The organism is Thioalkalivibrio sp. ALE16 (genome assembly GCF_000381305.1).
Lineage (GTDB): Bacteria > Pseudomonadota > Gammaproteobacteria > Ectothiorhodospirales > Ectothiorhodospiraceae > Thioalkalivibrio.
The window spans coordinates 94,686-110,821 of the sequence record NZ_KB906360.1 but is presented as its reverse complement, the minus strand read 5'-3'; the positions used below and the strand labels follow the sequence as shown (position 1 = coordinate 110,821).

Annotated in this window: 15 protein-coding genes; 3 read left to right on the top strand and 12 right to left on the bottom strand. The window is 67.3% G+C overall.

The window, feature by feature from the left end; all coding sequences use genetic code 11:
* Positions 1 to 67: 67 nt before the first annotated feature.
* The 6 genes from F627_RS0107695 to F627_RS0107670 all read right to left on the bottom strand — a co-directional run bounded on the left by F627_RS0107695 (position 68) and on the right by F627_RS0107670 (position 5,053).
* Positions 68 to 496 (bottom strand): ClpXP protease specificity-enhancing factor, encoded by a 429-nt coding sequence (locus F627_RS0107695; RefSeq protein ID WP_018876486.1) that lies wholly within the window; start codon positions 494 to 496, stop codon positions 68 to 70.
* Positions 493 to 1,119 (bottom strand): glutathione S-transferase N-terminal domain-containing protein, encoded by a 627-nt coding sequence (locus tag F627_RS0107690; RefSeq protein ID WP_018876487.1) that lies wholly within the window; start codon positions 1,117 to 1,119, stop codon positions 493 to 495. The genes F627_RS0107695 and F627_RS0107690 overlap by 4 nt, the downstream gene beginning before the upstream one ends.
* A gap of 106 nt (positions 1,120 to 1,225) precedes the next feature.
* Positions 1,226 to 1,969, bottom strand: a complete 744-nt coding sequence (locus F627_RS0107685) for a cytochrome c1 (protein WP_018878158.1) — start codon at positions 1,967 to 1,969, stop codon at positions 1,226 to 1,228.
* Entirely contained in the window at positions 1,969 to 3,378 is a 1,410-nt protein-coding gene (locus F627_RS0107680) for a cytochrome b N-terminal domain-containing protein (RefSeq protein WP_018865637.1), read from the bottom strand. The genes F627_RS0107685 and F627_RS0107680 overlap by 1 nt, the downstream gene beginning before the upstream one ends.
* Complete coding sequence (gene petA, locus F627_RS0107675) at positions 3,379 to 3,981, bottom strand: ubiquinol-cytochrome c reductase iron-sulfur subunit (RefSeq protein WP_026279149.1); 603 nt, start codon at positions 3,979 to 3,981, stop codon at positions 3,379 to 3,381.
* A 322-nt stretch (positions 3,982 to 4,303) separates the two neighbouring features.
* Positions 4,304 to 5,053, bottom strand: coding sequence for a Nif3-like dinuclear metal center hexameric protein (locus F627_RS0107670; RefSeq protein WP_018865635.1), 750 nt, complete (start codon positions 5,051 to 5,053; stop codon positions 4,304 to 4,306).
* 42 nt (positions 5,054 to 5,095) lie between these two features.
* Between F627_RS0107670 and F627_RS0107665 the strand changes: the two genes are divergently transcribed.
* Positions 5,096 to 6,217, top strand: coding sequence for a S1C family serine protease (locus F627_RS0107665; RefSeq protein ID WP_018865634.1), 1,122 nt, complete (start codon positions 5,096 to 5,098; stop codon positions 6,215 to 6,217).
* Between the two features lie 26 nt (positions 6,218 to 6,243).
* Here the strand turns inward: F627_RS0107665 and F627_RS0107660 are convergent, their stop codons facing one another.
* The 6 genes from F627_RS0107660 to pepN all read right to left on the bottom strand — a co-directional run bounded on the left by F627_RS0107660 (position 6,244) and on the right by pepN (position 14,324).
* Positions 6,244 to 7,152 carry a CopD family protein gene (locus F627_RS0107660; protein ID WP_019583706.1) on the bottom strand — a complete coding sequence of 303 codons (909 nt, stop codon included), beginning with the start codon at positions 7,150 to 7,152 and terminating at the stop codon, positions 6,244 to 6,246.
* Positions 7,153 to 7,155: 3 nt separating this feature from the next.
* Complete coding sequence (locus F627_RS0107655) at positions 7,156 to 7,524, bottom strand: copper resistance CopC family protein (protein WP_018881396.1); 369 nt, start codon at positions 7,522 to 7,524, stop codon at positions 7,156 to 7,158.
* A gap of 106 nt (positions 7,525 to 7,630) precedes the next feature.
* The gene (locus F627_RS0107650; RefSeq protein WP_019583705.1) at positions 7,631 to 9,064 is read right to left on the bottom strand and encodes a multicopper oxidase family protein; all 1,434 of its coding nucleotides are present in this window, start codon (positions 9,062 to 9,064) and stop codon (positions 7,631 to 7,633) included.
* Positions 9,064 to 10,758, bottom strand: a complete 1,695-nt coding sequence (locus F627_RS0107645; RefSeq protein WP_019583704.1) for a TolC family protein — start codon at positions 10,756 to 10,758, stop codon at positions 9,064 to 9,066. Before F627_RS0107645 ends, F627_RS0107650 begins: the two co-directional genes overlap by 1 nt.
* Positions 10,759 to 10,904: 146 nt before the next feature.
* Positions 10,905 to 11,345, bottom strand: a complete 441-nt coding sequence (locus tag F627_RS0107640) for a hypothetical protein (protein ID WP_051081486.1) — start codon at positions 11,343 to 11,345, stop codon at positions 10,905 to 10,907.
* Between the two features lie 339 nt (positions 11,346 to 11,684).
* The gene (gene pepN / locus F627_RS0107635) at positions 11,685 to 14,324 is read right to left on the bottom strand and encodes an aminopeptidase N (protein WP_019583702.1); all 2,640 of its coding nucleotides are present in this window, start codon (positions 14,322 to 14,324) and stop codon (positions 11,685 to 11,687) included.
* Between the two features lie 164 nt (positions 14,325 to 14,488).
* Between pepN and F627_RS0107630 the strand changes: the two genes are divergently transcribed.
* A complete protein-coding gene (locus F627_RS0107630; RefSeq protein WP_019583701.1) occupies positions 14,489 to 15,310 on the top strand; it encodes a TatD family hydrolase in 822 nt (273 codons plus the stop codon).
* On the top strand, positions 15,303 to 16,070 hold the full coding sequence (locus F627_RS0107625; RefSeq protein WP_019583700.1) for an SDR family oxidoreductase: 768 nt from the start codon (positions 15,303 to 15,305) through the stop codon (positions 16,068 to 16,070). The genes F627_RS0107630 and F627_RS0107625 overlap by 8 nt, the downstream gene beginning before the upstream one ends.
* Positions 16,071 to 16,136 lie beyond the last annotated feature (66 nt).

The window sequence follows — 16,136 nt, the reverse complement described above, 5'->3', positions numbered from 1 at the left end:
GGCTACGCCCCCTTCGTCCGGCACACATCCCCGGAAAAGAAACGGGCCCCATACGGGGCCCTGCGCACTACTTGACGACCTTGAGCGACGGCCCCTTGCGCCTGGGCGCCGGGGCATCCTCTCCACCCCCGCCATCACCGGACCCATCCGGCGGCGTACCCGGACCATCGTCCTCGGGGCCGGGCCCCGGCTCACTGCCGAACATCATGCCCTGCCCGTTCTCGCGGGCGTAGACCGCCAGGACCGCCGGCATCGGCACAAACACATCCATCGGGTTGCCGGCGAAGCGGGCCGAGAAGGCCACGGCGTCGTCCCCGATATTCAGCGCCTGTACCGCGGAGGGACCAACGTTCAAGGTGATCTTGCCCTGATCCACAAAGGCCTCGGGCACGACCACACCCTCGACCGTGGCGTCGACCAGGATATGCGGCGTGAAGCCGTTATCCGTGACCCACTCCCACAGCGCACGGAGCAGATAGGGGCGCGACGAAGTCACAGGCGCAGCTCGCGCTCGGCCTCGGTCAGACTCACCTGGAAAGACTCGCGCTTGCACACACGGTCGGCGTATTCCTGGATCGCCTGCGGCAGCGAGGTCAGGTCGATACCGACCGCCGGAAGCCGCCACATTACGGGGGCAATGGCACAGTCGACGATGGAGAACTCGTCACTCAGGAAGTACGGCTTGAGTTCGAAGATCTCCGCCGAGCTCACCAGGCTCTCGCGCAGGATCTTGCGTGCCTTGGTCAACCCCGAGCCGGAGGCCTTGTAGACCGCGTCCAGCCCCTCGTACCAGTCGCGTTCCACGCGATAAAGCGCCAGCCGCGCGGCCGCCCGCGAAACCGGATCCACCGGCATCAACGGCGGATGCGGAAAACGCTCGTCCAGGTATTCGGTGATGACATGCGTCCCGTACAGGGCCAGATCGCGATCCACCAGGGTCGGGACCTCGTTGTACGGATTCAGATCGGAGAGATCCTCGGGCAGCTCGTCCGGCCCGAGATTCACGACATCCACGGCGATGTCCTTCTCCGCAAGGATGATGCGCACCCGGTGGCAGCGCACACAGTCGTGAGCAGAAAACAGGGTCATAACGGAACGACGGTTGGCGACCAGCGCCATGGCTTTCTCCCTAGCCCGGCCAGGCACGAGGCCACGCCGGGCAGACGGTCAATAACACCGGCGCGCGATCATCCTTGATCAGTGCGCCGGCGACGGTTCAGGCCGCCTAGTGTACGTCTTTCCAGTACTCCTTTTTCAAGAAGTAGGCCAGGATCGTGAAGATCCCGAGGAAAATCAGGACGTACAGGCCGATCCGCTGGCGGTCCAGCTGCATCGGCTCGCCCATGTAGGAGAGGTAGGTGACGATGTCGCGCACGGCGCGGTCGTATTCGCTGGGCGTCATGCTACCGGAGCGCACCAACTCGAGACGCTCGTTGCCGTCCTCGTCGACAACCTTCTCCTGCCAGCCCTGGAGCTCCCACAGCACGTGCGGCATGCCGACGTTGCTGAACACGGTATTGTTCGCGCCCAGCGGACGCGACTCATCCACATAGAAGCTCTTCAGGAAGGTGTAGACCCAGTCCTCGCCATGGATGCGGGTGGTCATGGTCAGGTCGGGCGGGACCACGCCGAAGGCCTCTTCGCCGTAATCGTCGCTCATGGCGTTCTTCATCAGCGAACCCACACCGACCGGATCACCGGCTTCGTCGGTCATGAAGATGAAGTTCTCTTCCATGTGCTGCTCGGTGAGCCCGATATCCCGCGCGACGCGGTTGTAGCGCATGTACTCCGTGGAGTGGCAACCCATGCAGTAGTTCATGAACAGGTTGGCACCGCGCTGCAGCGAGGCCTCATTGGTCACGTCAATATTGGCCTTCTCCAGGTCACCGTCGTACCCGGCCGCCGAGGCGGCCGGGACGGTGAACAGGGCCGCAGCGGCCAGGAACGTAGTTGCAATCAGCGTTTTCATTACGAAGTCACCCTTTCCGGAACGGCACGGTCACGGCCCAGGCCACGCGCAAAGGCGGGGGCCACCATGGTCACGAACAGATACACGGTCGGAATCAGCCAGGACCACATGATCAGACTCGCGTCACTCGGATCGAAACGCAGGATGTCGTAGATCGTGTAGATGCCCACCACCACGGCGAAGGCGATCAGGCTGAAGACCGCGGAGCGTTCCTTGCTGAGGAACCACAGCAGGAAGAAGAACGCGAAGTAGACCGTAGAGAAGCGCAGGCTCATCTCGCTCACTTCCGTGGTGGCCTGCTGCAGACCCAGCCAGCCGAGGATCACGAAGGCCACCACGAACACCGCCAGGTTGAACTTGGCCGCGAACGAGCGGTAGCGCATCGACAGTACCGGATTGCGATCCAGCCACGGGATGAAGAACAGCATCACCACCGCAAGGCCCATCGCGACCACGCCGAGGAACGGATCCGGCACGGATCGCAGCACCGAATACATCGAGGTGAAGTACCACACCGGCGGGATGAGATCCGGGGTGACCAGCGGGTCGGCCGGGATCATGTTGTCCGGCTTCAGGAACAGGCCGCCACCGGTCGGGAAGAAGAACATGATCACGGCAAAGACCATCAGGAACACGCCGACACCGACCAGATCCTTCACGGAGTAGTACGGGTGGAACGGGATGCCATCCTTCGGGATGCCGTTCTCGTCCTTGTTTTCCTTGATGTTGATGCCGTCCGGGTTGTTGGAGCCCACTTCGTGCAGCGCAATGATGTGCGCGGCCACCAGCATGATCAGCACCAGCGGCAGGGCAATCACGTGCAGCGCAAAGAAGCGGTTCAGTGTGGCATCGGAGAGCAGGAAGTCACCGCGAATCCAGGTCACCAGATCCGGCCCGATATACGGGATGGTCTGGAACAGGTTCACGATCACCTGCGCGCCCCAGTAGGACATCTGGCCCCACGGCAGCAGGTAGCCGGCGAAGGCCTCGGCCATCAGCACCAGGTAGATCAGCACACCGAAGATCCAGATCAGCTCGCGCGGCTTCTTGTAGGAGCCGTACAGCAGCGCCCGGAACATGTGCAGATAGACGACCACGAAGAACATCGAGGCGCCGGTGGAATGCATGTAGCGGATCAGCCAGCCCCACTCCACGTCGCGCATGATGTACTCGACCGACGCGAACGCGAGTTCCGCATCGGGCTTGTAGAACATGGTCAGGAAGATGCCGGAGACGATCTGGATGACCAGCACCAGCAGCGCCAGGGAGCCGAAGAAATACCAGAAGTTGAAGTTCTTCGGCGCGTAGTACTGCGCCAGATGCTCGTTCCACATCTGGGAGAGCGGGAAGCGGGCATCGACCCAGCCCAGCAGACCGCCCTGGATCTTGGTATCAGGATTGCTGGCCATTTAGATCGCCTCCCCGTCTTCGTCTTCACCAATGACAAGCAAGGTGTCCGTGCGGTACATGTGGCGCGGGATCACCAGGTTGGTCGCCGCCGGCATGTTGCGATACACGCGGCCGGCCAGGTCGAAGCGGGAGCCGTGGCAGCCGCACAGCCAGCCACCCTGCCAGTCGGAACCCATCTCGGGGTCGCCGATCTCCGGGCGGTAGGTGGGCGAGCAGCCCAGATGGGTGCAGATGCCGATCACGACCAGGAACTCGGGATTGCGCGAACGGTGCTCGTTCTGCGCGTATTCCGGCTGCTGGCTCTCGACCTCGGACTCCGGATCACGCAGGCGGTCGGTCACCTCGGACAAACCGGCGATCATCTCTTCGGTGCGTCGCACGACCCAGATGGGCTGGCCGCGCCATTCGACGCTGACACGCTGGCCCGGCTCGACAGCGGACACGTCGAACTCGACAGGGGCCCCGGCCGCCTGAGCGCGCGCGCTGGGCTGCAAGGACGCCAGGAACGGGGCCGCGACAGCGGCGACCCCGGCTCCGCCTACGACAGATGTCGCGGCGACGAGGAACCGGCGCCGGCCTCGGTTTACGCCTTGGTTTGCCATGTTTGTCTCTCCAAACAACGTGTTGAAATCGTATTCCCGCAGCCACGCAACCAAGGCGCAGCCTGAACGCGAGGGGCCTTGGCCGCACGCGCGAATACCCATCTGGGCGGGCTGTAAAATCCGATAGAATTCCCGAACACGCTAATAAGGTCAAGTAGATTACTGCCTTAAGACCGAGCATTGCGCTTGGTCACGCGCGTCGAAAACCTACATAACCAACTGATTACAGACGGGCACGGACGGGGCGTCCGGCACGCCCCCAAAGCGAACAGGCTGCACTGCAATCTCGCACGCGGTCGCGTGCGGGCGGGATCGCCCCCGCTCAGGCGGGATTGTCGATCTCGATAAACTGGTGTTCGAGACCGAAGCGCTCCGCGCACCACTGGCCCAGGGCCGGGGCCCCGTAGCGCTCGGTCGCATGATGTCCGGCAGCGAAGTAGTGCACCCCCAGCTCGCGCGCCTCGTGGGTGGTCTGCTCGGAGATCTCGCCACTGATGTAGGCATCCACTCCCTGTGCCGCGGCCTCGGTAAGCAGGGACTGGGCCCCGCCGGTACACCAGGCGATGCGGCGGATGGGATGGTCACCGGCCTCCACGCACAGCGCCTCGCGCCCCAGCACGTTGCTGATATGCGCCTGCATGTCGGGCGCCGACATCACCCGCGCCGGGCTCCCCACCTGGCCGACGCCGTCCTCGCGCAGCACACCGTCGATCGCGAATCCCAGGCGCCCGGCCAACTGGGTGTTGTTGCCAAGCACCGGGTGGGCATCCAGCGGCAGGTGGAAGGCGACCAGGTTGATGTCATGCGCCAGCAGCAGGCGCATGCGCTCGCGCTTCATGCCGGTCACCTCCTGCGGTTCGCCCTTCCAGAAGTACCCGTGGTGCACCAGGATCAGGTCGGCCCCGGCCTCCACCGCCGCCTCCACCAGCGCCAGGGAGGCGGTCACCCCGCTGACGATCCGACGGATCTCGCGGCGCCCCTCCACCTGCAGGCCATTCGGGCAGTAATCGCGGAAGCGCTCCGGCTCGAGCTCCGCATTCAGTGCCTGCATCAGTTCATCGCGATTGACCACGGCGGGATCCCCTGTTGAACGCTGATTCGGTATATTCGACATATGGTGAATTTCTCTCGCTTTCTGCTGCAAGCCGCGCTGACCGGCATTGCCCTGGCCGTGGTGATCGCGGTGTTCTTCCCCGAGATCCTCGGCCGCGACGAATCCGGCGCCGATCTGCAGGTCGCCGAACCCGTGCCGGCCCCGGGCGCCACGGGTGCGCCGGCCAGCTACGCCGACGGCGTACGCCGCGCCGCACCCGCGGTCGTCAACATCATGACCTCGCGCACCATCGACCGGCCCTCCGGCCTCGGCCTGCATGAATTCTTCGGCCAGCCCCTTCCGCCGGGTGAACAGGAGCAGTCCAGCCTCGGTTCCGGGGTCATCATGACCGAACAGGGGCACATCCTCACCAATCACCACGTGATCGAGGAGGCTGATGCCATTGCCATCATGCTCCCCGGCGGCGAGGCCCACCCCGCCGAGATCATCGGCATCGATCCGGATACCGACCTCGCCGTGCTGCGCGTGCGCGCGCCGGGGCTCGGTGTGGCCACGGTGGGGCACTCCAGCGACCTGCGGGTGGGCGACGTCGTGCTCGCCATCGGCAACCCCTTCGGCGTCGGCCAGACGGTGACCCAGGGGATCGTCTCCGCCACCGGGCGCAACCAGCTCGGGATCAACACCTTCGAGGACTTCATCCAGACCGACGCGGCGATCAATCCGGGCAATTCCGGCGGCGCGCTGATCAATGCGCGCGGCGAGGTCGTCGGCATCAACACCGCGATCTTCTCGCGCTCCGGCGGCTCCCACGGCATCGGCTTCGCGATCCCGGTGGATCTGGCGCGCAGCGTGATGACCGAGATCATCGAACAGGGCTATGTCGCCCGCGGCTGGCTGGGGATCGAGGTCCAGGCGATGAACCGCGAACTGGCCGAATCCTTCGGCCTGGACACGCCGCGCGGCGTGCTGGTCGCCGGCATCCTGCGCGAGGGGCCTGCGGAAGAAGCTGGAATCCGACCGGGGGACATCATCACCCACCTGGACGGCAGCAGCGTGAACACCCCGCGAGAAGCGCTCAACGTGATCGCCCGCACCTCGCCCGGCGCGACCCTGGACATCCGTGTCCAGCGCGAGGGCGAGGACGTCGAACTCGCCGCCACGGTCGCCCAGCGACCCATCTGACGCCGAACCGCTAGCGCCCGCGTCGCCTATCCACCGGCCGGCGAACTGACCGTGGTCAGTACCGCGGTCAGCAGCAGGATCGACCCGACCAGACCGCCCTCCAGCGCGATACTGCGGCGCAGCCGCCCGGGGGCCTCGGGTTCGCCGCGCTCGAACGCCGGCACCAGCCGCCACTTGTTCGCGGCGGCCAGCAGCAGGAGCAATCCGACGATCAGGACCTTGCCGATCAGGAACTGCCCATAGCCCGTGGTGAGCAATGGCGTGACACCGCCCAGCAGCAAGGCCGCCAGCACCACACCGGCCAGCACCAGCAGCCCGACCCCGAACGCCGCCACCTGGCCGAAGCGCGCCAGGATGCGCGCGGCATCGCGACTCCCCGGCGAGTGCCCCGCCAGGCGATACAGCGGCCACAACGAACCGATCCAGAAGGCCGCAGTCAGCAGATGCAGCACCAGCAGCCCTCCCAGCAGGACGCGCGGCTCGTCCACCGTGTGCCCGACCTGTACGAAGGCGAGCATCACCAGCAATACGCCGGCAAGGCTGAGACCGTAGCCCAGCCCCGGCAACCGACGGGCATCCAGCAGGATCGCCTGCACCAGCAACAAACCGCTCACAGCCAGCACCAGCCGGGTTCCCTGCGCCCCCTCGAACACCATGCCGAGCAGCATGGGGTCGAAGGCAGCCGCACCATTGCCACCCCCGAGGAATCCAGCCTGCAGCGGCCACTGGACCAGGGCCAGCACGATCGCGACCCAGGCCGCGACCGCCCCCATGCGGCTGGCCGCCCGGCGATCCGGATCAGGCAGATCCGGAAACGCCAGGCGGAACAGCACCGCCCCGGCCGCCAGCAAGGAACCGGCATAGAACCCGGCCGCCACCAGCATCATGGCGACCGTCCAGGCATCCACATCGGACAGCGCAGACAGCCAGGCCACGGCCTAGTTCTCCACCGTGAAGCGGAAGCTCCCGGACATCATGTGGCCGTCGCGGGCCAGACCGCGCCAGCGCACCTCGTAACGACCCGGTTCCAGGTCGCCGGCCGGGCGCACATGGTACTCCTCGGTCGGATCACTGCCCGGCTCGTTCTCCAGAGACACGCGGCCTTGCGGGCCGATCACGTCGAACTGGGTGATGCGCATCGCGCCATCGAAGTGAATCCCGATCTCCTCCGGGGTGCCCTGCACCGTGGAGCCATCCTCCGGGACCTGTCCCATTTCGCCCTCGTGGGCCAGCAGGGGGCTGGCGAAGGCCAGCAGCAGGGCCGCAAGGGCGGAACGCAGGATATTGCGGTTACCAATCGTCATCATGTAGTCCTCAAGTTGTTCAAGTGCAGTCGTGTCGTGTCAGAGTCCGCCGGCCACAGGCCACCGGGGGCCGCCTTGCGGCGGTCCCGGCGCCCGCGCCGGAGGAAGCTCAGTGGTTGTGGCCTCCGTGGCCGTTATGTCCTCCATGCCCCCCGTGGCCGCCATGGCCTCCGTGCCCGCCATGCGCATCGCGGCTGGGGGTCGGGAGCCCGTCGGAATCCGCATCCGCGACCTTGCCGCGGCGTACCGGATTGCCGAAATCGGGGTCGCTGCTCACGCGACGGGCGACCTCCCCCTCCGGGTGCCAGTACCAGCCGGGATCTCGGAAGTCCCCGGGTTCCAGGTCGTCGCGCACCTTGATCAGGGTGAACATGCCGCCCATGCCGATGTTGCCGAACGGCCCCTGGCCCATACCCATCGCCAGGGTGTTCTCCGGCCCGCGCATATGCCCGCCGTCGGTGTGGTCCTGGTGATCCGCCATGCCGTGTTCGCCCATCGCCATGTAGCCGGGCAGCAGCGTACGGATCTCCTCCTCGAGACCGGACTGGTCCACGCCCAGGGTGTTGGCGATGCCGTGCCCCATCGGGTTCATGGTGTGGTGGGTCATGTGGCAGTGGAACGCCCAGTCGCCCGGCGGTGCGACGAACTCGATATCGCGGGTCTGGCCGACCGCGACGATCTCGGTGGTCTCCTTGCGCCACTGGTTGCGCGGCCAGCGCCCGCCATCGGAGCCGGTCACCTCGAACGACACCCCGTGCACATGCATCGGGTGGTTCCACATCGACAGGTTGCCCATGCGGATGCGCACCCGCTCGCCGGTCTTCGCCACCAGCGAGTCGATGGCCGGGAACACCTTGGAATTCATCGACCACAGGTCGAAGTCGACCATGATCGACGGGTCCGGCGTGCGCGTGCCCGGGTGCAGCCCCCAGTTGTGCAGCAGGATCGCGTAGTCACGGTCCACCGGCTCGATCTCGCCGTCCTTCGGGTGGATGATGAACATCCCCATCATCCCCATCGCCATCTGCACCATCTCGTCGGCATGCGGGTGGTACATGTGCGTGCCGTGCTGGTTCAGCTCGAACTCGTAGACGAAGGTCTCGCCCGGATGGATCGGCGGCTGGGTCACGCCCTTCACCCCGTCCATGCCCGAGGGCAGATGGATGCCGTGCCAGTGCACCGAGGTGTATTCCGGCAGGCGGTTGGTTACGTAGATGCGGACCCGGTCGCCCTCCACCGCCTCGATGGTCGGCCCCGGGGTGGTGCCGTTGTAGCCCCAGCACTTGGCCACCGAACCGGGCGCGAACTCGTGCTCGATCTCCTCGGCGACCAGGTGGAACTCCTTCACGCCGTTGTTCATCTCGTACGGCAGGGTCCAGCCGTTCGGCGTGTGCACCGGCATGTAGCCCTGTTCGGTGCGTTCGCCGGGCGTCGCATCGCCCTCGTTGTGGTGCTCGTGACCCGTTTCGGCCATCACCCGGGTCAGGGTGGTTGCCGGCAGCATTGCCGCGCCGGCGGCCAGCAGGAAGTTACGCCGTTTCATCAGTGATGCCCTCCGTGACCGTCGTCGCCGTGGTCACCGTGATCGCCATGGTCATGATCCCCGTGATCCCCGTGATCCCCGTGATCCCCGTGATCCCCGTGATCCCCGTGATCCCCGTGATCCCCGTGGTCCCCGTGATCCCCGTGATCCCCGTGGTCCCCGTGGTCCCCGTGGTCCCCGTGATCCCCGTGGTCCCCGTGGTCCCCGTGGTCCCCGTGGTCCCCGTGATCCCCGTGGTCCCCGTGGTCCCCGTGGTCCCCGTGGTCCCCGTGACCGCCGTGACCGCCGTGACCGCCGTGACCGCCGTGACCGCCATGGTGGTCCCCGTGATCCATCGCGGACGGGTCATGTTCGAGCGCGTCGGTGTCGAGATAGCCCTCGTCACCCGGCGCGCCGCCCGGCAGCTCGCCAGCCACGGTGAAGGCCAGGTCCACCCGGGCCCGCCAGTAGTCACCCAGCGCGGCCACGGCGCGCTGCCAGTCGGCCAGCTCTTCCTGCTTGGTCACGAGCAGGTCGAAGACATCGTCGAACATGAAGTTCACGCGCTCCTGCACGCGCTCCAGCTCGATCTCCCGGGCCGGCAGCAGTTCGTAGCGCTTGGTGCTGAACTTGTCGCGGTGATGGGCCAGGCGGATAAAGTGCTGATGCACATCGGCGGTGACCGCCTGCTCCAGCCGGGCCCGGCGGGCCTCGCCGTCCTCCAGCCGCGCCTCGGCGCGGGCGATGCCGGCCTGGTTCTGGTTGAAGATCGGCAGGGTGAAGGAGATACCTCCGCCCCACAGGCGGGTGCCGTCCGTCTCGCGCTCGAACTCGATACCGGGCTCGATGTCGCCCAGCCAGCGATAGCGGCGCACCAGGGCCACACCCTCGGTCAGCCCCTCCAGGGCATGATCCAGGGCCCGCAGGTCCAGACGCTGCTCCAGGGCCTGCGCGACCAGGGCATCGCGATCGTCCACACCGGCCAGCGGCAACGGCAGCTTGCCGGGGACCTCCCAGCCATCCACCTGGCCGGGCAGCCCCATCAGGTGGGCCAGGCGCAGACGGGTTTCGCGCTCGCGCTGCCGCGCATCCTCGAGCTTCAGCCGGGCCTCGGCCGCACGGATGCGCAGCTGTGCCCGCTTCAGGTCGGGGATGTTGCCGGCGTCATAGAAGCGCTCGCCCAGCAGCGAGCCGAGATCCGCGGCGCGGGTCTCCAGCGCCTGCACCTGCGCCCGCTGGCGCGCGGCCACCGCGTCATACCAGGCACGCTCGGTGTCCGAGGCCAGGGCCACCATGCCTTCGGCCAGCTGCAGACGTGTGGACTCCCAGTGGGCCTCGGCAATGTCCTGACGCGCACTGCGCATCAGCAGGCCGGAAATCCCCCAGGCCAGGCCGACCCCCGTCTCGTTGCCGCCACCGCCCTCGGGGCGCATCACCGACAGCGACAGGGTGGGATTGGAAAACTGGGCGGCTTCGACCACATCGGCGGCCGTCAGATCCAGCTTGGCGTAGGCCTGCTGCATGCGCGGGTTGCGCCACAGGGCCTGATGAATGGCCTCCTCGAGCGTCAGCTCGCCAGAGGGGCGGGGCATCTCCGACTCGGGCAGGTCGATCCCCTGCACCGAGATGTCCTCCGCCAGTTCGGAGCGGTCCAGCTCGGGCGCGGTGACCGCGCAACCGGCGAGGAACAGCACCGATACGACGGGGAGCAGCAATCGGGTTGCTCGCATCGTGAAAATCTCCTTGATCGGACTTCGATTCCGCATCCCGCGCGAACGCGCGACACGGCCTTGCCGCCCGCCGGCACCGAGTGGAACCCGGACGTGCGGACAACCCCGGCGCTCGGGCCGGTACAGTCAGATCAGGAGAGGATCGGGGGTCGGTATAACGCGGCCGCGGGCGGGCCGCTCTGGAAGGAATACAGGCGCATGGCCTGCGTGACCGGGGTCAGCAGATGCATGCCGGTGATGGACAACAGGCCCTGGCAGTGGCTGCAGGCCGAGCAACTCGCCAGGCAGGCGCCATCCACGCAATCCGCGTGCACGATCACCCCGCTGGCGTCGGAGGAATCCGAAGTGTCTTGGGTGTGATCGTCGGCATGCCGAGTATCGGCGTGATCGTCCTGCGCATGGTGATCGTGGTCGTCACCGTGCGCGTGATCATGGGAGTGGTCGTGGGCCGCGTGATCCGCGGGCTTATCGCCATGCGACTGGGCCCCATGCATCGCATGCCCAGCGTGACTGCCTCCCTCGCTCGCGACGGCCGCAAGTGCCGGCAGGCCGGCAATCGCCAGCACCAGCATCCAGCACAGCAGTCGGTGGAAGACCCGTTTCACGTCGGCCAAACCCTCATCTCAAGAGGCATCACCCCGATAACCCCCCGATACGCTACCACAGCCAACAGCCCCCGTAGGAGCGGGCTTGCCCGCGAAGCCCCCGCCAAAGCCGGATGCGGGCAGGGGCATTCGCGTGCAGGCACGCTCCCACACACATTCCCGTCGCCGCATCGGCGAGAGAGTCGCCGCCTACTCCGCCAGCGCGCGCTCGAATGCTCCTGCCCGCGTCCGGCTTTGGCGGGGGCTTCGCGTGCAGGCACGCTCCCACACACGTTCCCGTCGCCGCATCGGCGAGAGAGTTGCCGCCTACTCCGCCAGCGCGCGCTCGATCACATCGCGCAGGTCGCGCGACAATTCGAGCGCGGCGAGGCGTTCGAGTTCCGCCCGCATCTGTTCGCCGCGAACGCTGTCCACCTTCTGCCAGCGCGTCAGCGGCTGGGCCAGGCGCGCGGCGGTCTGCGGGTTCATCGCGTCCAGCTTCTCGACGAAGCCGCCCATGCGGCGATAGCCCGCGCCGTCTTCCTGGTGGAAGTGGCGTTCGTTGCGCGCCATGAACGGCCCCAGCACCGCACGCACCCGGTTCGGGTTGGTCCAGCGGAACCCGGGGTGCTCCAGCAGCGCGTCCAGGCGCTCGAAGCCGCCCGGGACCTGGCTGCCGGCCTGCAGGCCGAAGTACTTGTCCAGCACCAGCGGGTCGTCGCGGTAGCGCTGCTCGAAGTCCGTCAGCAGCACCTCGCGGGCCTCGTGATCCAGTTCGTTCACCGCGTTCAGCGCACCCATGCGCATGGTCATGCTGCGCGCCTTCTGGTACTGCGCCAGGGCCTCGGGCACCGCGGCCTGGTCGCGGGCCGCCACACGCAGCGCCAGCAGACGGTTGCGCAGCTGGCGCAGGCCCATCGCCTCGGCGGTGAAGGCACCATTGTCCACGTCGTCCAGCTTCGGCTGGATCTGCTGCATCGCGCCGGTCAGCGGGGCATAGAGGCGCTTCTCCAGGTCGTCGCGCTCCATGCGCAGGCGCACCGGATCGACGCGCTCGAACAACTCGGCCAGCTCGCGCGTGGGCGGCAGCTGCAGGATGGTCGCCAGCAGCACCGGCTCGATCGCCGGATCCTCGATCAGGGCGTGCAGGGCGTGCTCGATGGCGGCCTCCAGCGCGGAGTCGGCGGCGTCGTGCTCGATGCGCGCACGGATGGCGCGACGGAACAGGGTCTGCGCGGCCTCCCAGCGGGCGAAGGCATCATCGTCATGCGCCAGCAGGTGCGCCAGTTCGTCCACGCCCTGGTTGGCGTTCAGGATCACCGGGGCGGAGAAGCCGCGTAGCCAGGAGATCGCGGCCACCTCGGCGGACAGGTCCTCGAAGCAGAAGGTGTGCTCGGCGGCGTCCAGCTCCAGCACCCATTCGTCGCGCGCGGCGTCGTCGCCTTCCCGATGTGCGCGGATGCGCTGGCCGTCCGCATCGAGGAAGGCCATGCGCACCGGGATCACCACCGGCTCCTTGTGTGCCTGCCCCGGGGTCGGCGGGGTCTCCTGCGAGAACGTGATGCGGGCCGGGCCACCGGGGCCGTCGAACGCGGTGCCCGCGGTCACGTGCGGCGTGCCGGCCTGGGTGTACCAGCGCTTGAAGCGGGAGGGATCGCGCCCGCTGGCCTCGGCCATCACCGCGACAAAGTCGTCCGTGGTCACGGCCTGGCCGTCGAAGCGCTCGAAGTAGAGGTCCAGCCCGCGACGGAAGGTCTCGCGCCCGATCAGGGTGCGCAGCATGCGGATCAGCTCCGCGCCCTTCTCGTAGACGGTCAGGGTGTAGAAGTTGTTGATCTCGGCGTAGTGATCCGGACGCACCGGGTGCGCGAGCGGGCCCGCGTCCTCCGGGAACTGGAAGGCGCGCAGCATAGCGACATCGTCGATGCGCTTGACGCCGAACAGGGTACAGTCGGTGGTGAATTCCTGGTCGCGGAAGACCGTGAGCCCTTCCTTGAGCGACAGCTGGAACCAGTCGCGGCAGGTCACGCGGTTGCCCGACCAGTTATGGAAATACTCATGGGCGATCACCGACTCGATGGCGACAAAGTCACTGTCGGTGGCGGTGTCGGGGCTGGCCAGCACGTACTTGGCGTTGAACAGGTTCAGCCCCTTGTTCTCCATCGCCCCCATGTTGAAGTCGTCCACCGCGACGATCATGTACACGTCCAGGTCGTATTCGCGGCCGAAGGCCTCCTCGTCATAGCGCATCGCGCGCTTCAGCGAGGCCAGCGCGTGATCGCAGCGATCGGCGTTGTGCGCCTCCACAAACAGCTCCAGCGCGACCTCGCGCCCGGACATGGTGGTGAAGGTGTCGCGCTGGCAGGCCAGATCCCCGGCGACCAGCGCAAACAGGTACGACGGCTTGGGGAACGGGTCCTCCCACACCGCGTAGTGGCGCCCGCCGTCCAGCTCGCCGGCCTCCACGCGGTTGCCGTTGGCCAGCAGCACCGGGTACTGCGCCCGGTCCGCTTCCAGGCGCACGCGGTAGGTGGTCAGCACATCCGGACGATCGGGGAAGAACGTGATGCGGCGAAAGCCCTCCGGCTCGCACTGGGTACACAGCATGCCGCTGGAGGCGTACAGGCCCTCCAGCGCGGTGTTCTGCTCCGGGTGGCAGCGGCTGACGATCTCCAGCCGCGCCGCCTCCGGCAGGCCGTGCAGCAGCAGGCCCTCGGCGTCCTGCTCCAGCAGGCCCTCGCCCGGCTCCGCGCCATCCACCGTCAGCGACGCCAGCTCCACACCATCGCCGTACAGCCGCAGCGCCCCGTTCGGCTCCGCCGCCTGCGGGTTGCGGCGCACCGCCATGCGCGTGGTCACCTCGGTGGTCGCCGCGTCCAGCTCAAAGTCCAGCTCCAGGCTCTCCACCACAAACGCCGGCGGCTGGTAATCGCTCAGATAAACCGCCTGGGGACTCGCATCACGCATTCCAAACTCCAAATCAAAGGCACTGCAAAAGGTTTAACACGCTGCCGCGGTGCCGACGTCAAACCCGGACCATGGCCCTGTCATTGCCACGACGGCTCCGGCCCCTCGCCGTGATAACGGCCCGGAAACTGGCACCACACCACCAATCCGTTAGCATACCGCGCATGGAATGGATCGATATCTGCTTCAACCTCACCCACGAATCCTTCAAAAAGGAACGCGACGAGGTCCTCGATCGCGCCCGCGAGGCCGGCGTCTCCTGGATGCTGATCACCGGCGCCGACGCCCACCAGAGCGAGAAATGCCTGGAGATCGCCGACCAGTACCCAGAGTGCTGCCGCGCCACCCTGGGCGTGCACCCGCACCTGGCAAAACAGTGGACCGACGCGATCGCCGCCCGGTTCAGTGACCTCGCCCGCGCGGACGCCAACGTCGTCGCCATGGGCGAAATGGGCCTCGACTACAACCGCGACCACTCGCCGCGCCCGCAGCAACGCATCGCCTTCGAGGCCCAGCTGGAGCTGGCCGCCGATCTTGGCCTGCCGGTGTTCCTGCACGAGCGCGACGCCCACCACGACTTCGCCCAGATCCTGCGCCGCTGGCGCGACAAGCTGCCGGCCGCTGTGGTGCACTGCTTTACCGGCGAGGCCGACGCCCTGGCCGAATACCTCGATCTCGACTGCCACATCGGCATCACCGGCTGGGTCTGCGACGAGCGCCGCGGCACCCACCTGCACCCGCTGGTCCCGCGCATCCCGCGCGGCCGCCTGATGATCGAGACCGACGCCCCCTACCTCCTGCCGCGCACCCTGCCCAAGGGCTCCGGCAAGAAGATCGGCAACGGCCGGCGCAACGAACCCGCCTTCCTCCCCCACATTGGCGAATACGTGGCCCAACTGCGCGACGAGACCCCGGAAGACCTCGCCACCCACACCACCGCCACCGCCCGCGCCTTCTACAACCTGCCCGCAACGGCCAGTGCCTGATACCCCGGACAGCGGACCGCAAAGGGTCGCGCTGGTCACCGGCGCGGCGCGCGGGATCGGCCTCGGCATTGGCGAGCGCCTGGTGCGGGATGGCTGGCAGGTGGTGCTGGCCGATATCGACGGCCCCGAGGGCGAACGGGCCGCCGCGCAACTGGGCCCCGCCGCCCGGGCCATCACGCTGGATGTCCGCGACGAGGAACAGGTCCGCGAGGCCATCCGGCGCACGGAGGAATGGCACGGTGGCCTCGATGCCCTGGTCAACAACGCCGGCATCAGCGACCCGCACTCCGGGCCACTGGATGAGCTGGAGCTGGCCGACTGGCAGCGCTGGCTGGATACCAACCTCACCGGCGCCTTCCTGCTCGCCAAGCATGCCCTGCCCCTGCTGCGGCGCCGTCGGGGCGCCATCGTGAACATCAGCTCCACCCGCGCCCTGCAGTCAGAGCCGGACACGGAGGCCTACGCCGCCAGCAAGGGCGGGCTGGACGCCTTCACCCACGCCCTGGCCATCAGCGCCGGGCCGGAGGTCCGCGTCAACGCCATCCGCACCGGCTGGATCGACACCCGCAGCCCTGATCAGCAGCAGGCCGAACCGCTATCCGCACAGGACCACACCCAGCACCCGACCGGCCGCGTCGGCCAGCCCGCCGACATCGCCGCCCTGACCACCTTCCTGCTCGGCCCGGACGCAGGCTTCATCACCGGCCAGATCTGGAGCGCCGACGGCGGCATGACCCGCCGCATGATCTACACCGACTGACGCCATTTGGAGGGAAAGAGTAGCCCTAAGCCCGCAATCGACCTTCCACACACTCTGTTGGTCGGG